The 21,813-nt window shown below is 64.2% G+C and carries 16 protein-coding genes, 1 tRNA gene and 2 pseudogenes; 14 read left to right on the top strand and 5 right to left on the bottom strand.

The annotated features are described in order from the left end of the window. The first annotated feature begins 50 nt into the window (after nucleotides 1–50). Complete coding sequence (locus M1D44_RS09910) at nucleotides 51–239, top strand: hypothetical protein (protein ID WP_012435166.1); 189 nt, start codon at nucleotides 51–53, stop codon at nucleotides 237–239. Nucleotides 240–350: 111 nt separating this feature from the next. Here M1D44_RS09910 and M1D44_RS09905 read toward each other — a convergent pair. Continuing rightward, nucleotides 351–425: transfer RNA gene (locus M1D44_RS09905), tRNA-Arg, on the bottom strand. A gap of 311 nt (nucleotides 426–736) precedes the next feature. Between M1D44_RS09905 and M1D44_RS09900 the strand changes: the two genes are divergently transcribed. Next, complete coding sequence (locus M1D44_RS09900) at nucleotides 737–952, top strand: hypothetical protein (protein WP_024976225.1); 216 nt, start codon at nucleotides 737–739, stop codon at nucleotides 950–952. Nucleotides 953–1,083: 131 nt separating this feature from the next. Further along, the gene (locus M1D44_RS09895) at nucleotides 1,084–2,058 is read left to right on the top strand and encodes a Kdo hydroxylase family protein (RefSeq protein ID WP_316853314.1); all 975 of its coding nucleotides are present in this window, start codon (nucleotides 1,084–1,086) and stop codon (nucleotides 2,056–2,058) included. 60 nt (nucleotides 2,059–2,118) lie between these two features. Here M1D44_RS09895 and M1D44_RS09890 read toward each other — a convergent pair whose 3' ends face one another. Together M1D44_RS09890 and M1D44_RS09885 are read right to left on the bottom strand one after the other, a co-directional pair. After that, entirely contained in the window at nucleotides 2,119–3,030 is a 912-nt protein-coding gene (locus M1D44_RS09890; RefSeq protein ID WP_112185361.1) for an amino acid ABC transporter substrate-binding protein, read from the bottom strand. Nucleotides 3,031–3,494: 464 nt separating this feature from the next. After that, nucleotides 3,495–3,701: a hypothetical protein gene (locus M1D44_RS09885; RefSeq protein WP_024976222.1), complete on the bottom strand. Its 207-nt coding sequence runs from the start codon at nucleotides 3,699–3,701 to the stop codon at nucleotides 3,495–3,497. Between the two features lie 23 nt (nucleotides 3,702–3,724). Between M1D44_RS09885 and M1D44_RS09880 the strand changes: the two are divergent. From M1D44_RS09880 to M1D44_RS09835, 10 genes and pseudogenes are all read left to right on the top strand, one after another. Then, nucleotides 3,725–4,705, top strand: a pseudogene (locus M1D44_RS09880) (ABC-F family ATP-binding cassette domain-containing protein); the annotation flags it as partial. A gap of 204 nt (nucleotides 4,706–4,909) precedes the next feature. Continuing rightward, nucleotides 4,910–5,221 (top strand): annotated as a pseudogene (locus M1D44_RS09875) (ATP-binding cassette domain-containing protein); the annotation flags it as partial. Nucleotides 5,222–5,479: 258 nt separating this feature from the next. Next, nucleotides 5,480–5,785, top strand: a complete 306-nt coding sequence (locus M1D44_RS09870) for a hypothetical protein (RefSeq protein WP_419177597.1) — start codon at nucleotides 5,480–5,482, stop codon at nucleotides 5,783–5,785. Between the two features lie 172 nt (nucleotides 5,786–5,957). Further along, on the top strand, nucleotides 5,958–7,943 hold the full coding sequence (locus M1D44_RS09865) for a DNA topoisomerase IV subunit B (RefSeq protein WP_024976220.1): 1,986 nt from the start codon (nucleotides 5,958–5,960) through the stop codon (nucleotides 7,941–7,943). A 16-nt stretch (nucleotides 7,944–7,959) separates the two neighbouring features. After that, nucleotides 7,960–8,856 carry a lytic transglycosylase domain-containing protein gene (locus tag M1D44_RS09860; RefSeq protein ID WP_112185359.1) on the top strand — a complete coding sequence of 299 codons (897 nt, stop codon included), beginning with the start codon at nucleotides 7,960–7,962 and terminating at the stop codon, nucleotides 8,854–8,856. Between the two features lie 49 nt (nucleotides 8,857–8,905). After that, nucleotides 8,906–11,248, top strand: coding sequence for a DNA topoisomerase IV subunit A (parC, locus tag M1D44_RS09855; RefSeq protein ID WP_316853315.1), 2,343 nt, complete (start codon nucleotides 8,906–8,908; stop codon nucleotides 11,246–11,248). Between the two features lie 4 nt (nucleotides 11,249–11,252). Further along, entirely contained in the window at nucleotides 11,253–11,831 is a 579-nt protein-coding gene (locus M1D44_RS09850) for a chromate transporter (RefSeq protein ID WP_316853316.1), read from the top strand. Continuing rightward, a complete protein-coding gene (locus tag M1D44_RS09845) occupies nucleotides 11,813–12,358 on the top strand; it encodes a chromate transporter (protein WP_316853317.1) in 546 nt (181 codons plus the stop codon). Before M1D44_RS09850 ends, M1D44_RS09845 begins: the two co-directional genes overlap by 19 nt. Before the next feature lie 260 nt (nucleotides 12,359–12,618). Further along, nucleotides 12,619–14,001: an amino acid permease gene (locus M1D44_RS09840; RefSeq protein ID WP_024976215.1), complete on the top strand. Its 1,383-nt coding sequence runs from the start codon at nucleotides 12,619–12,621 to the stop codon at nucleotides 13,999–14,001. Between the two features lie 38 nt (nucleotides 14,002–14,039). Continuing rightward, nucleotides 14,040–15,359 carry an MFS transporter gene (locus M1D44_RS09835; RefSeq protein WP_316853318.1) on the top strand — a complete coding sequence of 440 codons (1,320 nt, stop codon included), beginning with the start codon at nucleotides 14,040–14,042 and terminating at the stop codon, nucleotides 15,357–15,359. A gap of 3 nt (nucleotides 15,360–15,362) precedes the next feature. On the opposite strand, the gene M1D44_RS09830 is transcribed toward M1D44_RS09835, so the two are convergent. After that, complete coding sequence (locus tag M1D44_RS09830) at nucleotides 15,363–17,195, bottom strand: ABC transporter ATP-binding protein (RefSeq protein ID WP_316853319.1); 1,833 nt, start codon at nucleotides 17,193–17,195, stop codon at nucleotides 15,363–15,365. A 166-nt stretch (nucleotides 17,196–17,361) separates the two neighbouring features. Beyond that, nucleotides 17,362–19,041, bottom strand: a complete 1,680-nt coding sequence (locus M1D44_RS09825) for an L-lactate permease (RefSeq protein ID WP_024976212.1) — start codon at nucleotides 19,039–19,041, stop codon at nucleotides 17,362–17,364. A 260-nt stretch (nucleotides 19,042–19,301) separates the two neighbouring features. Between M1D44_RS09825 and M1D44_RS09820 the strand changes: the two genes are divergently transcribed. Further along, nucleotides 19,302–21,665: a patatin-like phospholipase family protein gene (locus tag M1D44_RS09820; RefSeq protein ID WP_316853320.1), complete on the top strand. Its 2,364-nt coding sequence runs from the start codon at nucleotides 19,302–19,304 to the stop codon at nucleotides 21,663–21,665. Nucleotides 21,666–21,813 lie beyond the last annotated feature (148 nt).

The following is a 21,813-nucleotide window of genomic DNA, read 5'->3' as shown; positions in this document are numbered from 1 at the left end:
CGCGGCCTATACTCAAAAGACCGGCCATGCTCATAGCCGGAAAGGGGCGGATGATGGAATTCCCGATGGCCTTCTCCAACCTGTACCTGTTGCTCGCCGTTTGCGTTGCGGGTGTGATCGGACTGGCCTCTGCGCCGCTGGTGATCCGAGGTGCGCGAGTAGGGATTCGCGTGCTGCTGACGATTATCGGGGTGCTGATCGGGCTGCTCGTGCTCGAAGCGCTGCCGGTGCTGACCTAGATGGCCCGGGGCCATCCGCAGCCATAGGCCCGCCCGCGTGTGGCGGGCCTCGTTGTTTTGTGCGGGCAAAAAACAAAAGCCAGGCGTGTTGCCTGGCTTTGTCGCATCTGCTGGTCCCGCCGACAGGAATCGAACCTGTATCTCACGCTTAGGAGGCGCGTGCACTATCCATTGTGCTACGGCGAGTGACCGACTCCCGGGTGACGCCAACGGCCGCCCGAGCGAGCCGCGATTCTACGCAATTTGCAGAGCCAAGACCAGTGAGCCGCGGGAGCGCCAGGCTGCGTCGGCAGCAGTTACCGATGCCATGTGAAACGATGATGACGCCATGGGTTTTGTAGGTTGCCGCCCACAGTCAAGGCGTTCTTGTGATGGGGCAAACGCTAAAGCGAACGAACGATCGGTCAAAGAATCAGATTTAAGTATTACGAACTTTCCAGGGTTGTTCACGGAAGTTATGCTTTCTCACCTATTCCAGAACCCCCTAGGCGACCAACATGCTGACATCCGAAGAACGGGACGATCCGTGGACGGTGGAGCCGTCGCTGGAAAGCCTGCTTCCCAAGCATCGGCCCGGGACGATCGATCGACCGATCTATTTCCGTCACACCGATACCCCCGACGGCCACGTCATCAAGCAATTTCCTGACGGCTCACGCCAGCTCGTGCGCTTTGTCGGCCTGGAAGAGCAGGTCGTCAAGCACTTTCTCTGAAATCCGCTTCCCGCGCCGGCAAGCACCTCGGCACATGTCGTAAGACATGCTGTGTTGTGTTGCCTGACGATGCACTGAGGTGGTGAGCGCTCTATCATTCGCAAATATTTACGTAAGCGATTGATAAGTTCATGGGAAGTATGCAAGGGTTTGCACCCGCCACACCGCCGGCGCGCAACCATCATTCCAGACAGCGAGCCGTCGCTGCGCCGCCTGTCATCGACATGGTGGTGCCGTGGCCGGTGCGTGAATGGTCACCCGTGGTGACGTCTGATGAGGCGGCGGCCATACGGTCCGCGTTGGAGCGCGGTAATGTGCTGCATTTTCCGGTGCTCGATTTCCCACTTGATGCCCGGGAGCAGCGGTTTCTCGATGCGCGCTGGTCTGACGGCAAGACGAAGAACATCAACCTGCGCGCGAACGAATCCCGCGTGCGCGGCGCCGTCGGGCAGCCCGCCGATCTGGGCGATCTCGCTACCTTGATCCTGCGTTACGCCGATGCTGCCGAGCGCCTCGTGCTGACGCTGTTTCCCGACTACGCCCCGCATTTGAAGCGAGCCGGCACGTCGTTGCGGCCGGCCGAGATTGCCGGGCGGCCGGTCAGTTGGCGCAAGGACGACACGCGTCTGCACGTCGACGCATTCCCGTCGAACCCGCTGCACGGCCAGCGCCTCTTGCGTGTGTTCCACAATGTCGATCCGGATGCCTCGCGCGTCTGGCGCATCGGCGAGCCCTTTGCCGACTTCGCCCAGCGGTTTGTGCCGAAAACGCGTGGGATGCTCCCGGGACAATCGTGGCTGATGCACAAGCTGCATATCACCAAGCGCCCACGCTCCGAATACGACCACCGCATGCTGCAGCTGCACGATCTCGCGAAGGCCGACCTGGTCTATCAGCGCGGGGCACCGCAACAGACGTTCGAATTCGCTCCGGGTGCGACGTGGGTGGTCTTCAGCGATCAGGCGCTGCATGCGGCGATGCGCGGCCGCGCGATGATGGAACAGACTTTCTATCTTGACCCAGCGGCCATTGCCGATCGCACCCATTCGCCCGAAGCTGTCCTGTCGCGCATGCTCAACAAGCCGATGCTGCCGGCCCAGCGCTGACTGCGCAAAGCAAAACGCCGCCTGACTGCACGGCGGCGTTGCGCGATCACACCATTACGTTCAATCGGCGACCTTGTCGCTCGGGTACTTGAACGAGTCGCGCAGCAGGAAGCTCATCGGGATATCAAGCTTCGCGCTGTGCGGCGGAATCGGTTGTTGGAACCACTTCTTGTAGAGCTTGTCGGCGTCGTAGTCGAGGATGATGTTGGTCATCGCGCGATCGACGAGGCGCTTGAATTCGGCGTCGTCCTTGCTGAGCATGATCGCGTAGGGCTCGACCGTCAGCATGTCGCCGACGACGGCGTAGTCGCTTGGCGTCTTCGTGTTGGCGCGGAAGCCGAAGAGCAGCACGTCGTCCATCGCAAAGGCGTCAGCCTTGCCGGTTTCGACCATCGCGAAGGATTCAGCGTGGTCCTTGGCTTCGAGAAACTTCATATTCAGCACGCGGACGTCGTTCATCTTGCGCAGTTCCGCCACGCTGGTGGTGCCTTTGGTGGTGACGACGGTCTTGCCGCGCAGGTCGTCCCACCTGCGGATGCCCGACGAAGTCTTGACGATCATGCGGATGCCCGCGATGTAGTGCGGGATCGTGAATGCCACTTTCTCGCGGCGTTCGCGGTTATTGGTGGTCGAGCCGCATTCGAGGTCGGCTTTGCCTTCGATGATGGCCGGCATCCGCGTCGAAGGCGTGACCATCACATATTGCACTTTCAGGTCAGGGCGCTTGAGGTCCGTGCGCAGCTTGTCGACCACGCGCAGGCACAGGTCGACGGCATAGCCGACGGGTTTTTTATCGGCGTCGTAGAACGAGAAGGGCACGGAGCTTTCGCGATAGGCGACGCGGACGGTGCCCGTGTCGCGGATGCGGTCGAGCACCGGCGTGGAGGAGGCCACAGCCGTGCCCGGTACAGCACTGGATAGCGAAGCGAAGAGCAGCGCCGCAGCCTGCAGCGCGCGCGTGAAGAACGGCATGGTTGTATCCCCCGGGAAAGAATCGGCGGCCCACTTTATCGTTATGCCCGGCTCGTGGCCGGAGGGCCTGCCGCATGATACGGCGCGACGTTGCAACCTGCAGGCCCGTGCTTTTTTGGTGTTGTAAGCAGGCTGCAAGACTGGACCCCACCCTCTAAAAGCCGACGCGTGGCGATTGCCTTGCAGTGGTGCATTGCGCACACGTGGCGTGCGCGACGCACCGTCTCAGCCGTCCGGCCGGTGCGGTGGACTCCCCGCGGTGCATGCCCGAGCCGTGCATGCGTTGCTGCGGTGCGAAGCCGCACCGCGCCTAGCGTTAGGCGTTTTTCCCTACCGGGTTTGTCCCGACTGCCCGAGACAGACGAGGGGCGCTATGCTCCGGCCATGTCTTGTTCGCAAGGCATCGAGGAGAGACTCTTCCGGCCCGCCGAAAGCGGGCCGTTTTTCTTTGGTGCGCTTGTTTCCTAGTTCTGGTTGGGAAGAACGCTGCCCGGCTGGGACGACTGCCGCGGCCAGTTCGAGAACGCGAAAATCCACAGCGCCACCAGGTTCACCACCGGTACCAGCACAAGCAGCGTCCACCACTGTGAGAAGCCGGTTCGCAGCAAGATCTGCCGCACCGGAATGCCTGCCACGATCAAGATGATCAACAGCCCGAATAGTCCGCGCATCGTCGTTCCCCTTCCGTAACGGTATGGATGGCGCGGCCGGAAAAAGAGAGTCCGGCGGCACAAGCGTTATAGCACCGGCATCTGCAAGCGCAATGCCGCCGGTGGACGACACGCGGGGCGACTACAATACGCGCCTTCCGGCCGCACGCGGCCTGCCTCCTTCTCACTCCAGCATGGCCCTGTTTTCCATTACCGATGCGCAACTGGCGTTCGGCCACGTGGCGCTGCTCGACCACACCGACTTCTCGCAGGAGGCTGGCGAGCGCATAGGCCTGATCGGCCGCAATGGCACCGGCAAGTCGTCGCTGCTCAAGATCGTGGCGGGTACGACCTCGCCGGATGACGGCCTGATTGCTCGCCAGAGCGGCGTGACGTCGGCCTATGTGCCGCAAGAACCCGAATTCGACCCGGAGCAGACCGTGGCCGAAGCCGTGGCGATGGGTGTGCCGCATGCCGCTGGCTTGCTTGCTGAATACGAAGCGCTGATCACGTCGATGGGCGATTCCCACGATGAAGACGCGCTGCACAAGCTGCAGGCGTTGCAATCGCAGTTGGAAGCCGCAGACGCCTGGCAGCTGCGTACGCGTGTGGAAACGACCATCGCCCAGTTGGGCCTGCAGCCGGGCGCGCGCATCGGTTCGCTGTCGGGCGGCCTGACCAAGCGTGTGGCGCTCGCGCAGGCGCTGGTGGGTGCGCCCGACATCCTGCTGCTGGACGAGCCGACCAACCACCTCGACTACGACTCCATTCGTTGGCTCGAAGATTTGCTGCTGGCGTTCCGCGGCAGCGTGTTGTTCATCACGCACGATCGCGCGTTCCTCGATCGTGTCGCCACGCGCATCATCGAACTCGATCGCGGCAAGCTGCGTTCGTACCCCGGCAACTTTACGGCGTATCAGACGCGCAAGGCGCAGGAGCTGGACGCCGAAGCCCTGGAAAACGCCCGCTTCGACAAACTGCTCGCGCAGGAAGAAGTGTGGATCCGCAAGGGTGTGGAAGCGCGCCGCACACGCAGTGTCGGCCGCGTTGCGCGGCTGGAACAGATGCGTGTGGAACGCCAGGTGCGCCGCGAGGTGCAGGGCAACGTCAAGCTGGAGGTCTCGCAGGGCGATCGCTCGGGCAAGATCGTCGCCGAGCTGATCGACGTGACCAAGCGCTATGGCGACAAAACCGTCGTTGACAACTTCACCGCCACGATTTTGCGCGGCGACAAGGTGGGGATTCTCGGCGCCAACGGGGTCGGCAAGACCACGCTGCTGAAGTTGATTCTCGGCGAACTGGCTCCCGATTCGGGCACGGTGCGCAACGGCACCAACCTGCAGGTAGCGTACTTCGACCAGATGCGCGCGCAATTGGATCTGAACCGGTCGCTTGCCGACACCATCAGCCCGGGCAGCGACTGGATCGAAGTCAACGGTCAGCGCAAGCACGTGATGAGCTATCTGGGCGATTTCCTCTTCCCGCCCGAGCGTGCGCGCTCGCCGGTGGCCTCGCTGTCGGGAGGCGAGCGCAACCGGCTGCTGCTGGCGCGCCTGTTTGCCCGTCCGGCCAACGTGCTGGTGCTCGACGAACCGACCAACGATCTGGACATCGACACACTTGAACTGCTGGAAGAGCTGCTGCAGGAATACAGCGGCACCGTATTCCTGGTCTCGCATGATCGCGCGTTTGTCGACAACGTCGTCACCTCGGTGATTGCGGCAGAGGGCGAGGGCCGTTGGCGCGAATACGTGGGCGGGTTCTCCGATTGGCAGACGCAATCTGCGCGCGCGGCGCGGATGGCGCAAGCCGCCAGGCCCGTCGCCGAAGAGAAGAAACCCGAGGCGGCCAAGCCGCGCGAGCGCGCCACGGTCAAGCTCAGCTACAAGGAGCAGCGCGAACTCGACGCGTTGCCCGCCACCATCGAGGCGCTGGAGGCTGAGCAAAAGCAGGTCGGCGGCGAACTGGAAGACGGCACGATCTACGGCCGCGACCCGGAGCGCGCGCAGAAGCTCGCCGAGCGCCACGAAGCCATCGAACTGGAACTGCTGGAGGCGCTGGAGCGATGGGAAGCCCTCGAAGCCAAGCGCGCCGGCACGGTGTGACGCCGCAGTAACCACGCAATATGTCAGCGGGATGTCGACCGGATGTGGGTTTCGGGTCGCATCCCAACGCTGACGATCCCTCCGCATTGTTGAGGACGGCTTCCTTTACAATGCGCGCTGCATTCCCGGTGCTTGGGGACAGACCCAAGCCTGGTCAGTTTTTCCGCCTTCCATGAGCAAAACCTCCCAATACAGCGAATCGTCGATCAAGGTCCTCAAGGGCCTGGAACCGGTCAAGCAACGGCCGGGCATGTACACGCGCACCGACAATCCCCTGCACATCGTGCAGGAAGTCATCGACAACTCCGCTGACGAGGCGTTGGGCGGCTACGGCAAGCTGATCGCCGTGACGCTGCACAAGGACGGCAGCGTGAGCGTGGAAGACGATGCGCGCGGTATTCCTGTCGGCATCCATCCCGAAGAGGGCGTGCCGGTGGTCGAGATCGTCTACACGCGCCTGCATGCCGGCGGCAAGTTCGACAAGGGCCGCGGCGGCGCATACGCGTTCTCCGGCGGCCTGCACGGCGTGGGTGTGTCGGTCACGAACGCGCTGTCGACGCGCCTGGAAGTGACGGTCTGGCGCGACGGCAATGTATCGACGCTCGCATTCTCCGGTGGCGACGTGATCGAGCCGCTGACCACCCGCAAGGCCGAACGCGGCGAGAAGAAGAGCGGCACACGCGTGCGCGCGTGGCCGGACGCCAAGTATTTCGATTCCGAGAACATCCCGCAGGCCGAGCTGCAGCGCTTGCTGCGCAGCAAGGCCGTGCTGCTGCCGGGCGTGAAGGTCAGCCTTACGCTGGAAAAAACCGGCGAGACGCTCGAATGGCAATACGACCAGGGCCTGCGCGGCTATCTGGTCGAATCGCTCGCACAGGGCAGCGGTGCCGAGCCGGTGATCCCCCTGTTTGAAGGCGAACACTTTGCCGACCCCGACAAGCTCGGCGAAGAAGGTTTTGCCTTCGGCGAAGGCGCTTCGTGGGTGGTGGCCTGGACGGAAGAGGGCTCTCCGGTACGTGAGTCATACGTCAACCTGATCCCGACCCCCGCGGGCGGCACGCACGAATCCGGTTTGCGCGAAGGCCTGTTCCAGGCCGTGAAGAGCTTTGTCGAGATGCATGCGCTCCTGCCCAAGGGCGTCAAGCTGATGTCCGAAGACGTGTTTGCGCGCGCTTCGTTCGTGCTGTCGGCCAAGGTGCTCGACCCTCAGTTCCAGGGCCAGATCAAGGAACGCCTGAACAGCCGCGACGCGGTGCGGCTGGTCTCCACCTTCAGCCGTCCGGCGCTGGAGCTGTGGCTGAACCAGCACGTTGAGCACGGCAAGAAACTGGCCGAACTCGTCATCAAGCAAGCGCAGGCGCGTACACGTGCCGCGCAGAAGGTCGAGAAGAAGAAGGGCTCGGGCGTTGCCGTGCTGCCCGGCAAGCTGACCGATTGCGAGTCCGACGACGTTACCCGCAACGAACTCTTCCTGGTGGAAGGTGACTCCGCAGGCGGGTCGGCCAAGATGGGCCGCGACAAGGAATTCCAGGCCATCCTGCCGCTGCGCGGCAAGGTGCTCAATACGTGGGAAACCGAACGCGACCGCCTGTTCGCCAACAACGAAGTGCACGACATTGCGGTCGCCATCGGCGTCGACCCGCACGGGCCGAACGATACGGTCGACCTGTCGGGCCTGCGCTACGGCAAGATCTGCATCCTGTCCGATGCTGACGTGGACGGCGCGCACATCCAGGTGCTGCTGCTCACGTTGTTCTTCAAGCACTTCCCGCAACTGATCGATCGCGGGAACGTATGCGTGGCCCGGCCGCCGCTGTATCGTGTCGATGCCCCTGCGCGCGGCAAGAAGCCCGCGCAGAAGCTCTACGCGCTGGACGACGGCGAGCTGGAAGCCATTGAAGACAAGCTGCGCAAGGACGGCGTGAAGGAAGGCGCCTGGCAGATCTCCCGCTTCAAGGGCCTGGGCGAAATGAGTGCCGAGCAGCTCTGGGAAACCACCATGAACCCCGACACGCGCCGCCTGCTGCCCGTGGCGCTGGGCGAACTGGGCCAAGACCAGACCATCAACATGATGAACATGCTGATGGGCAAGGGCGAAGCCGGCGCGCGACGCACGTGGCTGGAAGCGCGCGGCAACGAAGTCGAAGCCGACATTTGACCGCTGACCGACAACGATGAAGCTTTTCGCACGTTTCGCATTCGCATTGACGGCGCTGGCCCTCCTGGCCAGCCAGCCGGTGCGCGCGGACGTCTACGGCTACATCGATGAAAACGGCCTCGCGCACTTCGCTGCAGAACGCCTGGACGATCGCTACGTGCTCTTCATGAAGGGCGCCGCGGTGGCGAGCAAGGGCGACGATAAGGACGGCAACAAGGACGACAGTGCCATCGCCCTGCCGGCAACCGAGCTGCCCGATGCCGATGCCTACCTCAACGCCAGCAAGCGCGATGCACTCGACAACGCCGGCGGCATGCGCCAGCGTCTGGTGCGCGCGGTGTTGCAGCATCCGAACGTGCCGACGGTGGAGCCGCTGATCCGCCAGGCCGCCAGCAAGCACGGTATCGACCCCGCGCTGGTGAAGGCCGTGATTGCCGCCGAATCCGGTTTCAACCCGCAGGCCGTGTCGCCCAAGGGCGCAATCGGGCTGATGCAGGTGATTCCGGATACCGGCGCGCGCTACGGCGTGACCGGCGACGCCCGCCGCACGGCCGCACAGAAGCTGGCCGACCCGAAAACGAATATCACCACCGGCGTGCGTTACCTGAGCGATCTGCTGCGCATGTTCTCCGGCAACCTGGAACTCGTGCTGGCCGCCTACAACGCCGGCGAAGGCGCGGTGCAGAAGCACGGCAACGACATTCCGCCCTACGCCGAGACCCAGAACTACGTGAAGACGGTGCTGCAGTTCTATCGTTACTACAACCCGGTCGCCGCCGTGCCCGGGTTGATGAATGTGAGCGCCAACGGCGTCATCGCCACGCGCAAGCCAGGCCGTACGGGCCGGCCCGCACGCATCGAACTCGTATTGGACCCGGCCACCGGCGTGGCCACGAACATCCCCCAACATTGATCCCGGCGGTGCCGCAACGTTGAAGCGCGCCGCTTTCGCTTGAGCCTCCATGGAACAACAAGACATCCTCTTCGACCCCAGCGAGCCGGCCGAAGCGCTCACGCTTGGCGCCTACGCCGAGCGCGCCTATCTCGACTACGCCATCAGCGTGGTCAAGGGCCGCGCGCTGCCCGAGGTGGCCGATGGCCAGAAGCCGGTGCAGCGCCGCATCCTGTTTGCGATGCACGAGATGGGCCTGCGCTCCGATGCCAAGCCAGTCAAATCGGCGCGCGTGGTGGGCGACGTGCTCGGTAAATACCACCCGCACGGCGATCAATCCGCCTACGACGCGCTGGTGCGCCTGGCGCAGGATTTCTCGCTGCGTTACCCGCTGATCGACGGGCAGGGCAACTTCGGCTCGCGCGATGGCGACGGTGCGGCGGCGATGCGCTACACCGAAGCGCGCCTCACGCCCATCTCGCGTCTGCTGCTCGAAGAGCTGGACCAGGGCACGGTCGACTTCATCCCCAACTACGACGGTTCGATGGACGAGCCGAAGCTGCTGCCGGCGCGCCTGCCGTTCGTGCTGCTTAACGGCGCATCGGGCATTGCGGTGGGGATGGCCACGGAGATCCCGTCGCACAACCTGCGCGAAGTGGCGAACGCCACCGTGGCGCTCATTCGCGACGACAAGCTCACCAGCTCCGATCTGATGCAGTACATGCCTGGGCCGGACTTCCCGGGTGGCGGTCAGATCATCTCGTCTGCAGCCGACATTGCGCAGGTGTATGAGAGCGGTCGCGGCAGCCTGAAGGTGCGCGCGCGCTGGAAGATCGAAGAACTCGCGCGCGGCCAGTGGCAACTCGTGGTGAACGAATTGCCGCCCAACACCTCGTCGCAGAAGGTGCTGGAAGAGATTGAAGAGCTGACGAATCCGAAGGTGCGCACGGGCAAGAAGTCGCTGTCGCCGGATCAGCTCACCATGAAGCAGACCATGCTGGGTCTGCTCGACGCGGTGCGCGATGAGTCGGGCAAGGACGCGCCGGTGCGCCTCGTGTTCGAGCCCAAGAGCAAGAACATCGACCAGCAGGAATTTGCCAACACGCTGCTGGCACATACGTCGCTGGAGTCGGGCGCGGCCATCAACCTTGTGATGATCGGCACGGATGGCCGCCCGCGCCAGAAGGGGCTGGCGGAGATCCTGCGCGAATGGATCGCCTACCGCTTTGCCACGGTCACGCGCCGCACGCGCCATCGTCTGGGCAAGGTGGAAGACCGCATCCACATCCTCGAGGGGCGGCAGCTGGTGCTGCTGCGCATCGAGGATGTGATCCGCATCATCCGCGAGAGCGAAGACCCCAAGGCCGCGCTGATCCAGGTTTTCAACCTGAGCGACCGTCAGGCCGAAGACATCCTGGAAATCCGCCTGCGCCAGCTCGCACGCCTGGAAGCCATCAAGATCGAGCAGGAATTGAAGAACCTGCGCGAAGAACAGGGCGAGCTGGACGTGCTGCTGAAGTCCGAGACCATGATGCGCCGTCGCATCATCAAGGAGATCGAGACCGACGCGAAGCAATACGGCGACGACCGCCGCACCTTCATTCAGGAAGAGCGCCGTGCCGCCGCCGAAGTGAAGATCGTCGATGAACCCGTCACGGTGATCGTCTCGCAGAAGGGCTGGGTGCGTACGCGCCAGGGCCACGGCCACGACGCCACGCAATTCGGCTTCAAGGCAGGCGACACGCTGTACGACACGTTTGAATGCCGTACTACCGACGCGCTGCTGATCTTCGGCACGCGCGACGACAAGGGCACGGGTCGCGTCTATTCCGTAGCGGTGGCCAACCTGCCGGGCGGCCGTGGCGATGGTGTGCCGCTGACGACGCTGATCGAACTCACGCCGGGCACGCATATCGCCCACACGTTCGCGGGCCACGCCGAACAGAATCTGGTGATTTCCACGCGCGGCGGCAACGGCTTCCTCGCCAAGGTGGGCGACATGGTCGGCCGCCAGAAGGCCGGCAAGGCGTTCCTGACGCTGGACGAGGGCGACCAGCCCAATAAGCCGGCGCCGGTGCCGGCTGACGCTTATGGCGTGGCGTGCCTGTCGGAAGGCGGCCGCATGCTGCTGTTCCAGATCAGCGAGTTGAAGACGCTCGCCAGCGGTGGCCGTGGCGTGATCCTGATGGAGCTGGAGAAGAACGAAACGCTGCTCCAGGCGCTGGCCTTCGGTGCGGCGGGCTTCGTGCTCTCGGGCACTGGCCCACGCGGCGGCAAGGCCGTCGAACAGAGCCTGACGACCCGCGCGCAAGAGCCGTACGCAGGCAAGCGCGCACGCAAGGGCAAGACGCTGGAGCCCAAACTGCGCGATCCGAAGCTCTCCCTGCCGAAACCGGCACCGGCAGCCGCCTGATCTGATGAGCGATCCGCACGCCCCGCCTGATGCGGCTTCGGCGACAGACGCAAACGTTCCCTCGTGCCGCAAACTCTTCACCGAGTTTGCGCGCATGGGGCTGTCGGGCTTTGGCGGCGTGCTGCCGTTCGCGCGTGCCGGCATTGTGGATCGCAACCGCTGGCTATCCAACACCGAGTTCGCCGAGCTGCTGAGTCTCGGGCAGGTGTTGCCCGGTCCGAATGTCGTCAACCTGTCGGTGATGCTCGGCTATCGGTACCACGGCGTGCGTGGCGCCGCGGCCGCAATGGGCGGCCTTGTGCTCACGCCTGCCGTGCTGCTGCTGTTGATCGTCATGCTGTACGACCAATTCAGCGCGCTGCCATTCGTGCAGAACCTGCTCAAAGGCATGGCAGCGGTGGCGGCGGGGCTGGTGCTTTCAACCGCCGTCAAGCTGGCGCAGGGCCAGTCGCGCACCTGGCGTGCCGTCGGCATCGGTCTGGCGGTCGTCCTCACCATCGGCGTGCTGCAGTGGCCGCTGCTTCCCGTGATGCTGGTGCTGATCCCGCTTGCCCTCCTGCTCGAATGGAGGGCGATGCGATGAGCTACCTCACCACCGTCTTCGATCTGTTCTGGCACTTTCTGGTGCTGTCGTTTCTCGCCATCGGCGGGGCCAGTTCGACGCTGCCAGACATGCATCGTTTTCTGGTCGACACGCGCCACTACATGACGAGCGAGCAGTTGAGCGCCATGTATGCCATCTCGCAGGCGGCACCCGGGCCCAACGTGTTGTTTGTGGAACTGTTCGGCTGGCAGGCGGCGGGTGTGGGCGGTGCAATCGCCTCGATGGTTGGCATCTGCGGGCCGTCGTGCGTGATCGCCGCCGTCATCGCGCGCGTCATGGACCGCAAGCCCGACGCGCGCTGGATCGCGTTGGTCCGCCGTGGCCTTGCACCGCTGACGATCGGTCTGTTGTTCTCCACCGGCTGGGTGCTTGCCCGAGGAGCAGACAGCAGCTTCAGCACCGTCGCGCTGACCGTCGCAACGGTCGTGGCCTGCACCTTCACCCGCGTCCACCCGCTGGTGCTGGTAGGGCTGGGGGCGTTGGTTGGCGGCATGGGCTGGGTGTAGCGCCCTCAGTCGCACCGGCTGCGCGGCGTTCACCGCAAGCGAATCCAAGGCGGACGAAAGTCCGCCTTTTTCTTTGCGCGCTTGTCGTAGATACCGGCCCCGCTTTCCCTCGGGAATACCCCAATGCCGTTGATGATGTATATACAACAACATATATATCTACGCGATGTTGTCTGTATATCAATTCGCATCCGCTCGACCTGCGCGTCAAGTCTGTACGGGCCCCGCAGGCAACCTCGCCGACATAAAGAGGAGACAGTTTGGAACACCTTCAACGCAACCTGCGCGCGCGGCATATCCGTTTTCTGGCGCTCGGTTCGGCCATCGGCACGGGCCTTTTCTACGGGTCCGCTTCGGCCATCCAGTTGGCCGGGCCGGCCGTGATCCTCGCGTACATCATCGGCGGTGCGGCCGTCTACATGGTCATGCGCGCGCTAGGCGAGATGGCGGTGCGCCAGCCGGTCTCCGGTTCTTTCGGCCGTTATGCGCGCGACAACCTCGGTCCGCTTGCCGGCTTTCTGACCGGGTGGACGTACATCCTCGAAATGGTGATCGTCTGCCTGGCTGACGTCACGGCGTTCGGCATCTACATGGGCTTCTGGTTTCCCGAGGTGCCGCAATGGATCTGGGTGCTCGGCATCGTCATGCTCATCTGCGGCCTGAACCTGTGCAACGTCAAGGTGTTCGGCGAGATGGAATTCTGGCTCGCGCTCATCAAGATCGTGGCGATCGGCGCCATGATCGTCGGCGGCACCGTCATCCTGTTCCTCGGCGTGAAGATGAACGGCGAGCATGCGTCCGGCCTCAGCAATCTCTGGTCGCATGGCGGCTTCCTGCCGCATGGCGTGGGCGGACTCATTGCGTCGTTTGCCGTGGTGATGTTTGCGTACGGCGGCGTCGAGATCATCGGCATTACCGGCGGTGAAGCGCAGAACCCCGACAAGGTCATCCCGAAGGCCATCAACGCTGTGCCGGCGCGCATCCTGCTGTTCTACGTGCTGACCATGTGTGTGCTGATGGCGATCTTCCCGTGGACGGGCATCGACGGCCAGGGCAGCCCGTTCGTGCAGATCTTCTCGGGGCTGGGCATCCAGTCTGCAGCGGCGATCCTGAACCTCATCGTCATCTCGGCGGCCATCTCGGCCATCAACAGCAACATCTTCGGCGCGGGCCGGATGATGTACGGCATGGCCGAGCAGGGCCAGGCGCCGCGCATCTTTGCGGCCACCTCCCGCCATGGCGTGCCCTGGGTGACGGTGCTGTTCATGGCCGGTGCGCTGCTGGGCGGCGTGGTGCTGAACTACCTGATTCCCGAGAACGTCTTCGTGATCATCGCGTCGATCGCCACGTTCGCCACCGTCTGGGTCTGGCTGATGATCCTGCTCTCGCAGGTGGCCATGCGCCGGCGTCTGTCAGCCGAAGAAGTGCGTGCGCTCAAGTTCAAGGTGCCGCTGTGGCCTGTCGGGCCGGCGCTTGCCATCGCGTTCATGCTGTTCGTCATTGGCGTGCTGGGCTACATGGAAGACACCCGCGTGGCGCTGTACGTCGGCGCAGGCTGGGTGCTGCTCATGTCGGCCGCGTGGTATGTGCGCGTCAAGCCCAACGCCGCAGCCGTGTTGGCTGAAGAGGCAAGCGGGGCGTGAGCCCGGCCGCCCAAGAAAGCGAGTTTCGGAGACAACCCATGTCGAACCACACCACCGCGCCGTCGTATGCTGGCCGCGACGGCGCGCATGCGGCAGTACCGGCGCAACCGCTGTCGCGCACGCGCGCCATTGCCGCCATCACCATCGGCAACGGCTTGGAGTTCTATGACTTCGTGGTCTACAGCTTCTTCGCCACGCTGATCGGTCGGCTGTATTTCCCGGTCGGCAACGCCACTGGCCAGTTGCTGATGTCGTTCGCCACGTTCGGCGTCGGCTTCCTGATGCGTCCGCTTGGCGGGCTGCTGATCGGCATGTACGCTGACCGCGCAGGCCGCAAGCCCGCCGTGGCCCTCACGCTGTGGCTGATGGGCCTGTCGTCGCTGATCTTCGTTGTCACGCCGACCTACGCCCAGATTGGCATCCTCGCGCCCATGTTCGTCGTGCTTGCACGGCTCGTGCAGGGTTTTGCCATCGGCGGTGAGATGGGCGCTTCGACCGCGCTGCTGCTGGAGTACGCCGACGACCGCTCGCGCGGTTTCTATACGAGCTGGCAGCCGTTCAGCCAAGGGCTGGCAGCGCTGTTCGGCGCGCTGGTCGGCTTGCTGCTGAGCAACCTGCTGGCGCCCGCGGCGCTGGAGTCGTGGGGTTGGCGGCTCGCGTTCGTAATCGGCATTCTCGTGATCCCGGTCGGCCTGGTTATCCGCCGGCGCCTCGAAGAAACCGCCGCGCCGCACAGCACGCGCGAAGCCGACGCAACGCTGCCGCTGCTGCGCGAACACCGCCGCACGCTGGTGGCGAGCATTCTGCTGATGATCGGCGTGGCTTCGTCCACGTACATCATCGTCTACTACCTCAGCAATTACGCCGTGAGCGTGTTGCACATGCCGCTGTCGCTGGGTATCTGGGCGGCGTGCATTGCGGCGCTGGTGCAGGTGGTGCTGTCACCGTTTGCGGGCCGGCTGGCAGACCGCATCGGGCGCCGCAAGGTCGTGCTGTGGTCGCGTGTTGCGCTGCTGGCGATGATCTATCCGGCCTTCGCGCTCATCAACGCTGAGCCTTCGCTTGCCCGGTTGCTGATCGTGGTCGGCTGCCTGTCGGTGCCGATGTCGATGACCTCGCCGGCGTCGATGGTGCTCGTGAGCGAGGTGCTGCCGCAGCGGCTGCGCGCCACGGGGCTGTCGATCGCCTACTGCGTTGCCATTGCCATCTTCGGTGGCTTTGCCCAGTTCTTCTCGACCGAGCTGATCCAACTCACGGGCAACGCAAACGCGCCGGCCTTCTACGTGATCGGTTGCGGGCTGGTCTCGCTGATCGGCCTGGCGATGGTGCCCGAGACCCTCGGCCGGCGCCTCTCGTAACGCTCAGTCCACCCCGACGAAACCGCCGGTCTGGTGTGCCCACAGCCGCGCATACAGGCCGCCGCGTTCGAGCAACTCGGCGTGCGTGCCGCTCTCGACAATGCGGCCGCCGTCGAGCACCACCAGCCGGTCCATGCGCGCGATGGTTGAGAGCCGGTGCGCAATGGCAATCACGGTCTTGCCCTGCATCAGCGTTTCCAGGCTTTCCTGGATGGCCGCTTCCACTTCCGAATCCAGCGCTGACGTGGCTTCGTCCAGGATCAGGATCGGCGCGTCCTTGAGCAGCACACGCGCAATCGCAATGCGCTGACGTTGGCCGCCCGAGAGCTTCACGCCACGTTCACCCACCAGCGCGTCAAAGCCGCGTCGCCCTTGCACGTCGGATAGCTGCGGGATGAATTCGTCGGCACGCGCACGGCGTACCGCTTGCAACAACTCTGCCTCGGTGCTGTCGGGTTTGCCGTAGCGCAGGTTGTCGCGAATGGAGCGGTGCAGCAGCGATGTGTCCTGCGTGACCATGCCGATCTGCTCGCGCAGGCTCTCCTGCGTCACGGCGGCAATGTCCTGGCCGTCCACCAGAATCCGGCCGCGCTCCACGTCGTACAGCCGGAGCAGCAGGTTCACGAGCGTCGACTTGCCCGCGCCCGACGGGCCGACCAGGCCGATGCGTTCACCGGGGTGCACCACGAGGTCCAGCCCTTCGATCACGCCGCTGCCCTTGCCATAGTGAAAGCCCACGTGCTCGAAGCGCACTTCGCCCCGCGTCACCTGCAGCGGCTTGGCGCCGGGCTGATCGATCACGGCGCGCGGCAGCGCGATGGTCTGCATGCCGTCCTGCACCTGCCCGACGTTTTCAAAGATGCCGTTGACCACCCACATGATCCAGCCCGACATGTTGTTGATGCGGATCACCAGCCCCGTGGTCAGCGCAATGGTGCCGGCGCTCACGCGACCCTGGCTCCACAGCCAGAGCGCGAGCGCCGACGTGCCGACGATCAGCAGGCCGTTCATGGCCGTAATGGTGAAATCCATGCCGCTGATCATGCGGCCGGACAGGCGCGTCTTGTCGGTCTGCTCCGCCATGGCGTCGCGCGCATAGCTTTCTTCATGCTGCGTATGGGCGAACAGCTTGAGCGTGGTGATGTTGGTGTAGCCATCCACGATGCGGCCCATCAGCTTGGAGCGCGATTCCGTGGCGATAACTGAACGCGCCTTCACACGCGGCACGAAGTAGCTCAGGGCCGCGATGTAGCAGCCAATCCACACCAGCAGCGGCACCACGAGCCACCAGTCGGCCTTGGCGAACAGCACCAGCGCGCTGATCGCGTAAATCACGACATGCCAGAGCGCATCCACCGACTGCACGGCGGAATCGCGCAGCGAGAAACCGGTCTGCATGATGCGCTGGGCAATGCGGCCCGCAAAGTCGTTCTGGAAGAACGTCAGGCTCTGCTTGAGCACGTAACGGTGGTTCTGCCAGCGGATCAGGTTCGACAGGTTCGGGTTGATGACCTGGTGCACAAGCACGTCGTGCAGGCCGAAGATGACCGGCCGTGCGATCAGCGCCACAAAGGCCATCCACAGCAATTCGTTGCGGTGACGGCCGAAGAACGCTGAGCCGGGTGTCGCCTGGATCATGTCGACGATACGGCCGAGGAAGTCGAACAGCGCGACTTCGATCAGCGCGCCCAGCAACCCAACGAGCAGCAGGAATGCGAAGACGCCGCGCACTTCGCGCAGGAAGTACGCGTAGAAGCGCCAGACATTGGCCGGAGGCTGCGTGTCGGGCAGGGGACGGAACGGATCGATGAGCTTTTCCAGGCGGCGCAGCAGCATGTCGGGTCGGGGGAGAAGAGACCGACGCCCCAGGGCGGGACGTGCGCGGAAGAGCTGCCCATGATACGCGCGTGAAAGTGCCCTTGCTGGCGGCTCTTGAGACGCATCGCGCCATGAAAAAAGCCGCTCGGTTGAGCGGCTTTCTTGTTCATCCGGGAGGCGGCGCTTAGTGCACCACAATCCGCGTGAACGGCTCCACGTAAGCCTGCAGGGTGATCATCAGGCCCACCAGGAAGGCCAGCGCCAGCGAGTGGAAGAACACGTAGCGCAGGATGTCGCCCTCGTGGCCGTACCACTTGGTGGCGGTGGAGGCCACGACGATGGACTGCGCGTCGATCATCTTGCCCATCACGCCGCCCGAGCTGTTGGCTGCCGACATGAGGATTGGCGACAAGCCGAGTTGCGTGGCCGTGGTCTTCTGCAGGCCGCCAAACAGCACGTTCGAGGCCGTATCCGACCCCGTGAGCGCCACGCCCAGCCAGCCCAGCATCGTGCCGAACAGCGGGTACAGCACGCCGGTGTGGGCGAAGGCCAGGCCCAGCGTTGCGTCCAGGCCCGAATAGCGGGTGAGATAGCCGATGCCGAACATCGCGCAGATGGTCAGCAGCGAATAGCGCGTGAGCTTGATGGTGTTCCAGTATTCCTTGACCATGCGCGGCACCGAGTAGCCCATCAGCAGGCCGCCCACGATGGCCGAGACCAGGATGCCCGTGCCCGCCATCGACAGCACATTGAAGAGGAACACCGCGCCTTCGGCGGTCTCCTTCGCGACCACCGGCGGGCCCTTGAGCACCATCTTGTCCAGACCGGGGATCGGGAACTTGAATTGCCACAGACCGTCTGCGAACGCCTTGAACTGCGGAATGCCCCAGATGAACACGAACACGGTCAGGATCACCCACGGCAGCCAAGCCTGCACGCGCGTGATCTTGGTATTGGCATCAGCGCTGGTAGCGGCACGCGCTTCGGCAGCGGCTTCGGGGTCGACGCGGGAGTTGTCCTCGCGGTTGCGCAGGGCGGTCGAGGTCCAGATCGTCTTGGGCTTCCACACCTTCAGGAACAGTGTGAGCGAGCCCATCGACACCAGTGCGGCAATCACGTCCACCAGCCACGGGCCGTGGAAGTTCGACACCAGGAACTGCGGAATGGCGAACGACACGCCCGCCACCAGAATCGCCGGCCAGATCTGCAGCATGCCGCGGAAGCCCGCGAACGCCCAGATCAGCCAGAACGGCACCAGCACCGAGAAGAACGGCAACTGGCGGCCAACCATGGCCGACAGCTTCAGCAAGTCCAGCCCCGTGACCGAGGCCAGCCCGATGAGCGGCGCGCCCAGTGCGCCGTAGGCCACCGGGGCGGTGTTGGCGATCAGGGCCAGGCCAGAGGCGGCCAGCGGCGAGAAGCCCAGGCCGATCAGGATGGCGCCCGTGACAGCCACCGGCGTGCCGAAGCCCGCTGCGCCTTCAAAGAAGGCACCAAAGCTGAATGCCACCAGCAGCAGTTGCAGGCGGCGGTCTTCGGTAATGCCGGAAATCGAGCTCTGTAAGACCTTGAACGACCCGTTCAAGGTGGTGAGCCGGTGCAGGAAGATGATGTTCAGGACGATCCAGCCAATCGGGAACAGGCCCGAAATGATGCCGAGGCCTGCCGCCTTGCCGGCCATTGCGGTCGGCATGCCGAACACGAACGAGGCGATCCCCACCCCGACAATCAGCGCCAACCCGGCCGCCAGATGGGCCTGCATATGGAAGAACGCCAGCGAGCACAGCAGCACGGCAACCGGTATCCCGGCCGCTAAGGTTGACCACACGGCGCTGCCGAGCGGGTCATAGACTTGATTCCACATCTTGATCTCCTCCTGTTTGGGCGTTTCGGTTCTTCTCGATACCGAACGTCTTCTGCTGCCCCTTTTTCGCAGGGGCAAACGCGGATTGTAGGAACAAGCGTGTCCGGGTAACGGCAATATTCTGTCACTTTCGCCCTGAAAAGTATTCATCGGCGCCAGCGCGTGGTATGGCGCGGCTCAAGCAATTGCACCGGGTAAATCCGGGTTGTGGAATCATTGCGCCTGCAGCGCAGACCACCATCCCATTTCGCCCCCTATCCATGGCTTCTCTGACGGCCTTTCCGATTCGCCGACGCGGCTCCCGATGGGCTGCCGCCGTGCTCGCCGCATTTGTGTCACTGGCGACGCTGTCCCCCGCCGTGCATGGCCAGACAGCGGCAGCGCCCGCCCAGGCGAACACCGAATCGACGCGGCCACGTATCGGTCTGGTGCTTTCGGGCGGCGGGGCGCGCGGCTATGCGCATATTGGCGTGCTCAAGATGCTGGAGCGCATGCGCGTTCCCGTGGATGTGATTGCCGCTACCAGCATGGGCGCCGTGGTGGGCGGGCTGTACGCCAGCGGCATGCGTGCGGATGCGCTGGAGCAGAAGCTCTCGCAGGTCGACCTGAGCGACATCGCCTTCGACCGCAATGATCGCGCCAAGCTGCCGCAATCGCTGCGCGAGGATGATTTCCAGTATCCGATCGGCCTGTCCGCCGGCTATGGCGACGGCAAGCTCAAGCTGCCCACCGGCCTGGTGCAGGGCAACCGCCTGCTTGCGCTGCTCAAGAACTGGACGGCGCAGTGGCCCGACAACATCGAGTTTTCGCGCCTGCCGATTCCGTTCAAGGCCATGGCGACGGATCTGGCCACGGGCGACGGGGTGATTCTCGACCACGGCTCGCTGCCGCTGGCAATGCGGGCCAGCATGGCGGTGCCTGGGCTGTTCGCGCCCATCGAAGTGGGCGGACGCACGCTGGTGGATGGCGGCCTGGTGAGCAACCTGCCCGTGCAGCTCGCACGCGACATGGGGGCAGACATCATCATCGCCGTCAATATCGGGTCAGACTTGCAGCGGCCGGAAGACCTGGCCTCGCCGGCGGCGGTGACGCAGCAGATGATCACCATCCTCGTTGGCCAGAACGTGCGCGCGCAAAAGGCGCTGCTGCGCGGCAAGGATGTGCTGATCGAGCCGCAGCTCTCGGAGCTTTCATTTACCGATTTCGCCAAGGGCCCGCAGGGCGTGCGACAGGGCGAGCGTGCGGCGCAGGGCGCTGAAGCGAAGCTCGCGGCGTTGTCGCTGTCGCCGCAGGCGTATGCCGTGTACCGCGCGGCCCATGAGCCGCAGGGCGTGCTGGTGGCGGGCGCACGCATTGACGCCATTGACGTGACGACCAGCGGCCGCGTGCCGCCCGCGCGTGTGCGCCAGTTGATCAAGGTGCGCGAAGGCGATGCGTATGACGCCGAAACGCTCAACCGCGAGCTGTCGGCGCTGGCCACCACGGGCGACTTCGAAACCGTCACACAGCAACTCGTGGAAGAGAACGGCGTGCACACGCTCAAGATCGACGCGCACGAAAAGTCGTGGGGCAACCAGTTCTTCCTGTTCGGGCTGGGCATGTCGACCAACTTCGACGGGCGCGGCGCATTCAACGTCAACCTCGGCCATCGGTATCCGTGGCTCACGCAGAGCGGGCTGGAGTGGCGCAATGACATCGTGCTCGGCAGCAACCGGGCGGGCATCCACACCGAACTGCGGCAGCCGCTGTGGCAGGCGCGCGGCTTCTACATCGCGCCGTATGCGGAGTATTCGCGCCGCAGATCGGATCTCTACTTTGACGATCTGCCGCCAACCCGAGACGCCAAGCCGTTCAACAACCTGACAATCGAGACAGCGCGCGCTGGCGTTGACCTGGGCATCCCGTTGGGCCGCAAGGGTGAACTGCGCCTAGGCGTGAACTACGTCAGGAAGACGGCGACGTTCAATTATCTGGCACTGATCGCGGACGAGTCCGGGAATATCGTGGATGCGACGACCTTGGATACCTTGCGCGCTCAGCAGCCGGCCTTTCGTGCCCAGCTCACGCTGGACCAGCTCGACGATCCGCTGTTTCCCCGCAGCGGCTACTACCTGTTTGGCAGCATGGAAGCCGGTTTCGGTTCGCTCGACAAGAAGTACAACACCGCGCAGGCCAAGGGACTGTGGGCCACGAGCTACGGGCGCCATACGTTCAACATGGCGTTGGAAGGTGCCGGGCAGTTCGGCGCCAACAGCCCCACGCGCGACAACGGCGGCAATAGTGGCAGTGGCGCCAACGAAGGCTTCTACCTCGGCGGCTTCCAGCATCTCTCGGCCTACGCGCAGGATCAGTTCAACGGCCAGTACCTCCTCTACGGCCGGCTCACGTATCTGTACGACCTTCGTATCGACGATCTGCTCGGCCTGCGCACGCCCGTGTTCGGCGCCAGCGGGGAGGCCGGCAACGTCTGGCAACTGCGCAACAACTTCGGGCGGGGCCCTTACCTGAAGAGCGGCAGCGTATTCGTTGGCGGCAACAGCCCGATCGGGCCGCTGTATTTCGGTTTTGCGGTGGCGCCGCAGGGCGTGTGGAACGTGTACCTGCAGCTCGGCCGCGTCTTCTGAAACAGCATCAAACGGGAGCACACCTGCCTGCACGCGCTGGCACTGCTTGCTTCGTAAGGTCTTGATCAGATTGAAAAATCAATCGATCAGCTTGCGGCGGATGTGCGTGCTAGCCTTCCGCTTCGCTTTTTCAAGACCTCGGGCGCGG

This window comes from Ralstonia sp. SA306 (assembly GCF_054792405.1).
This window is presented reverse-complemented; position numbering and strand designations above follow the sequence as displayed.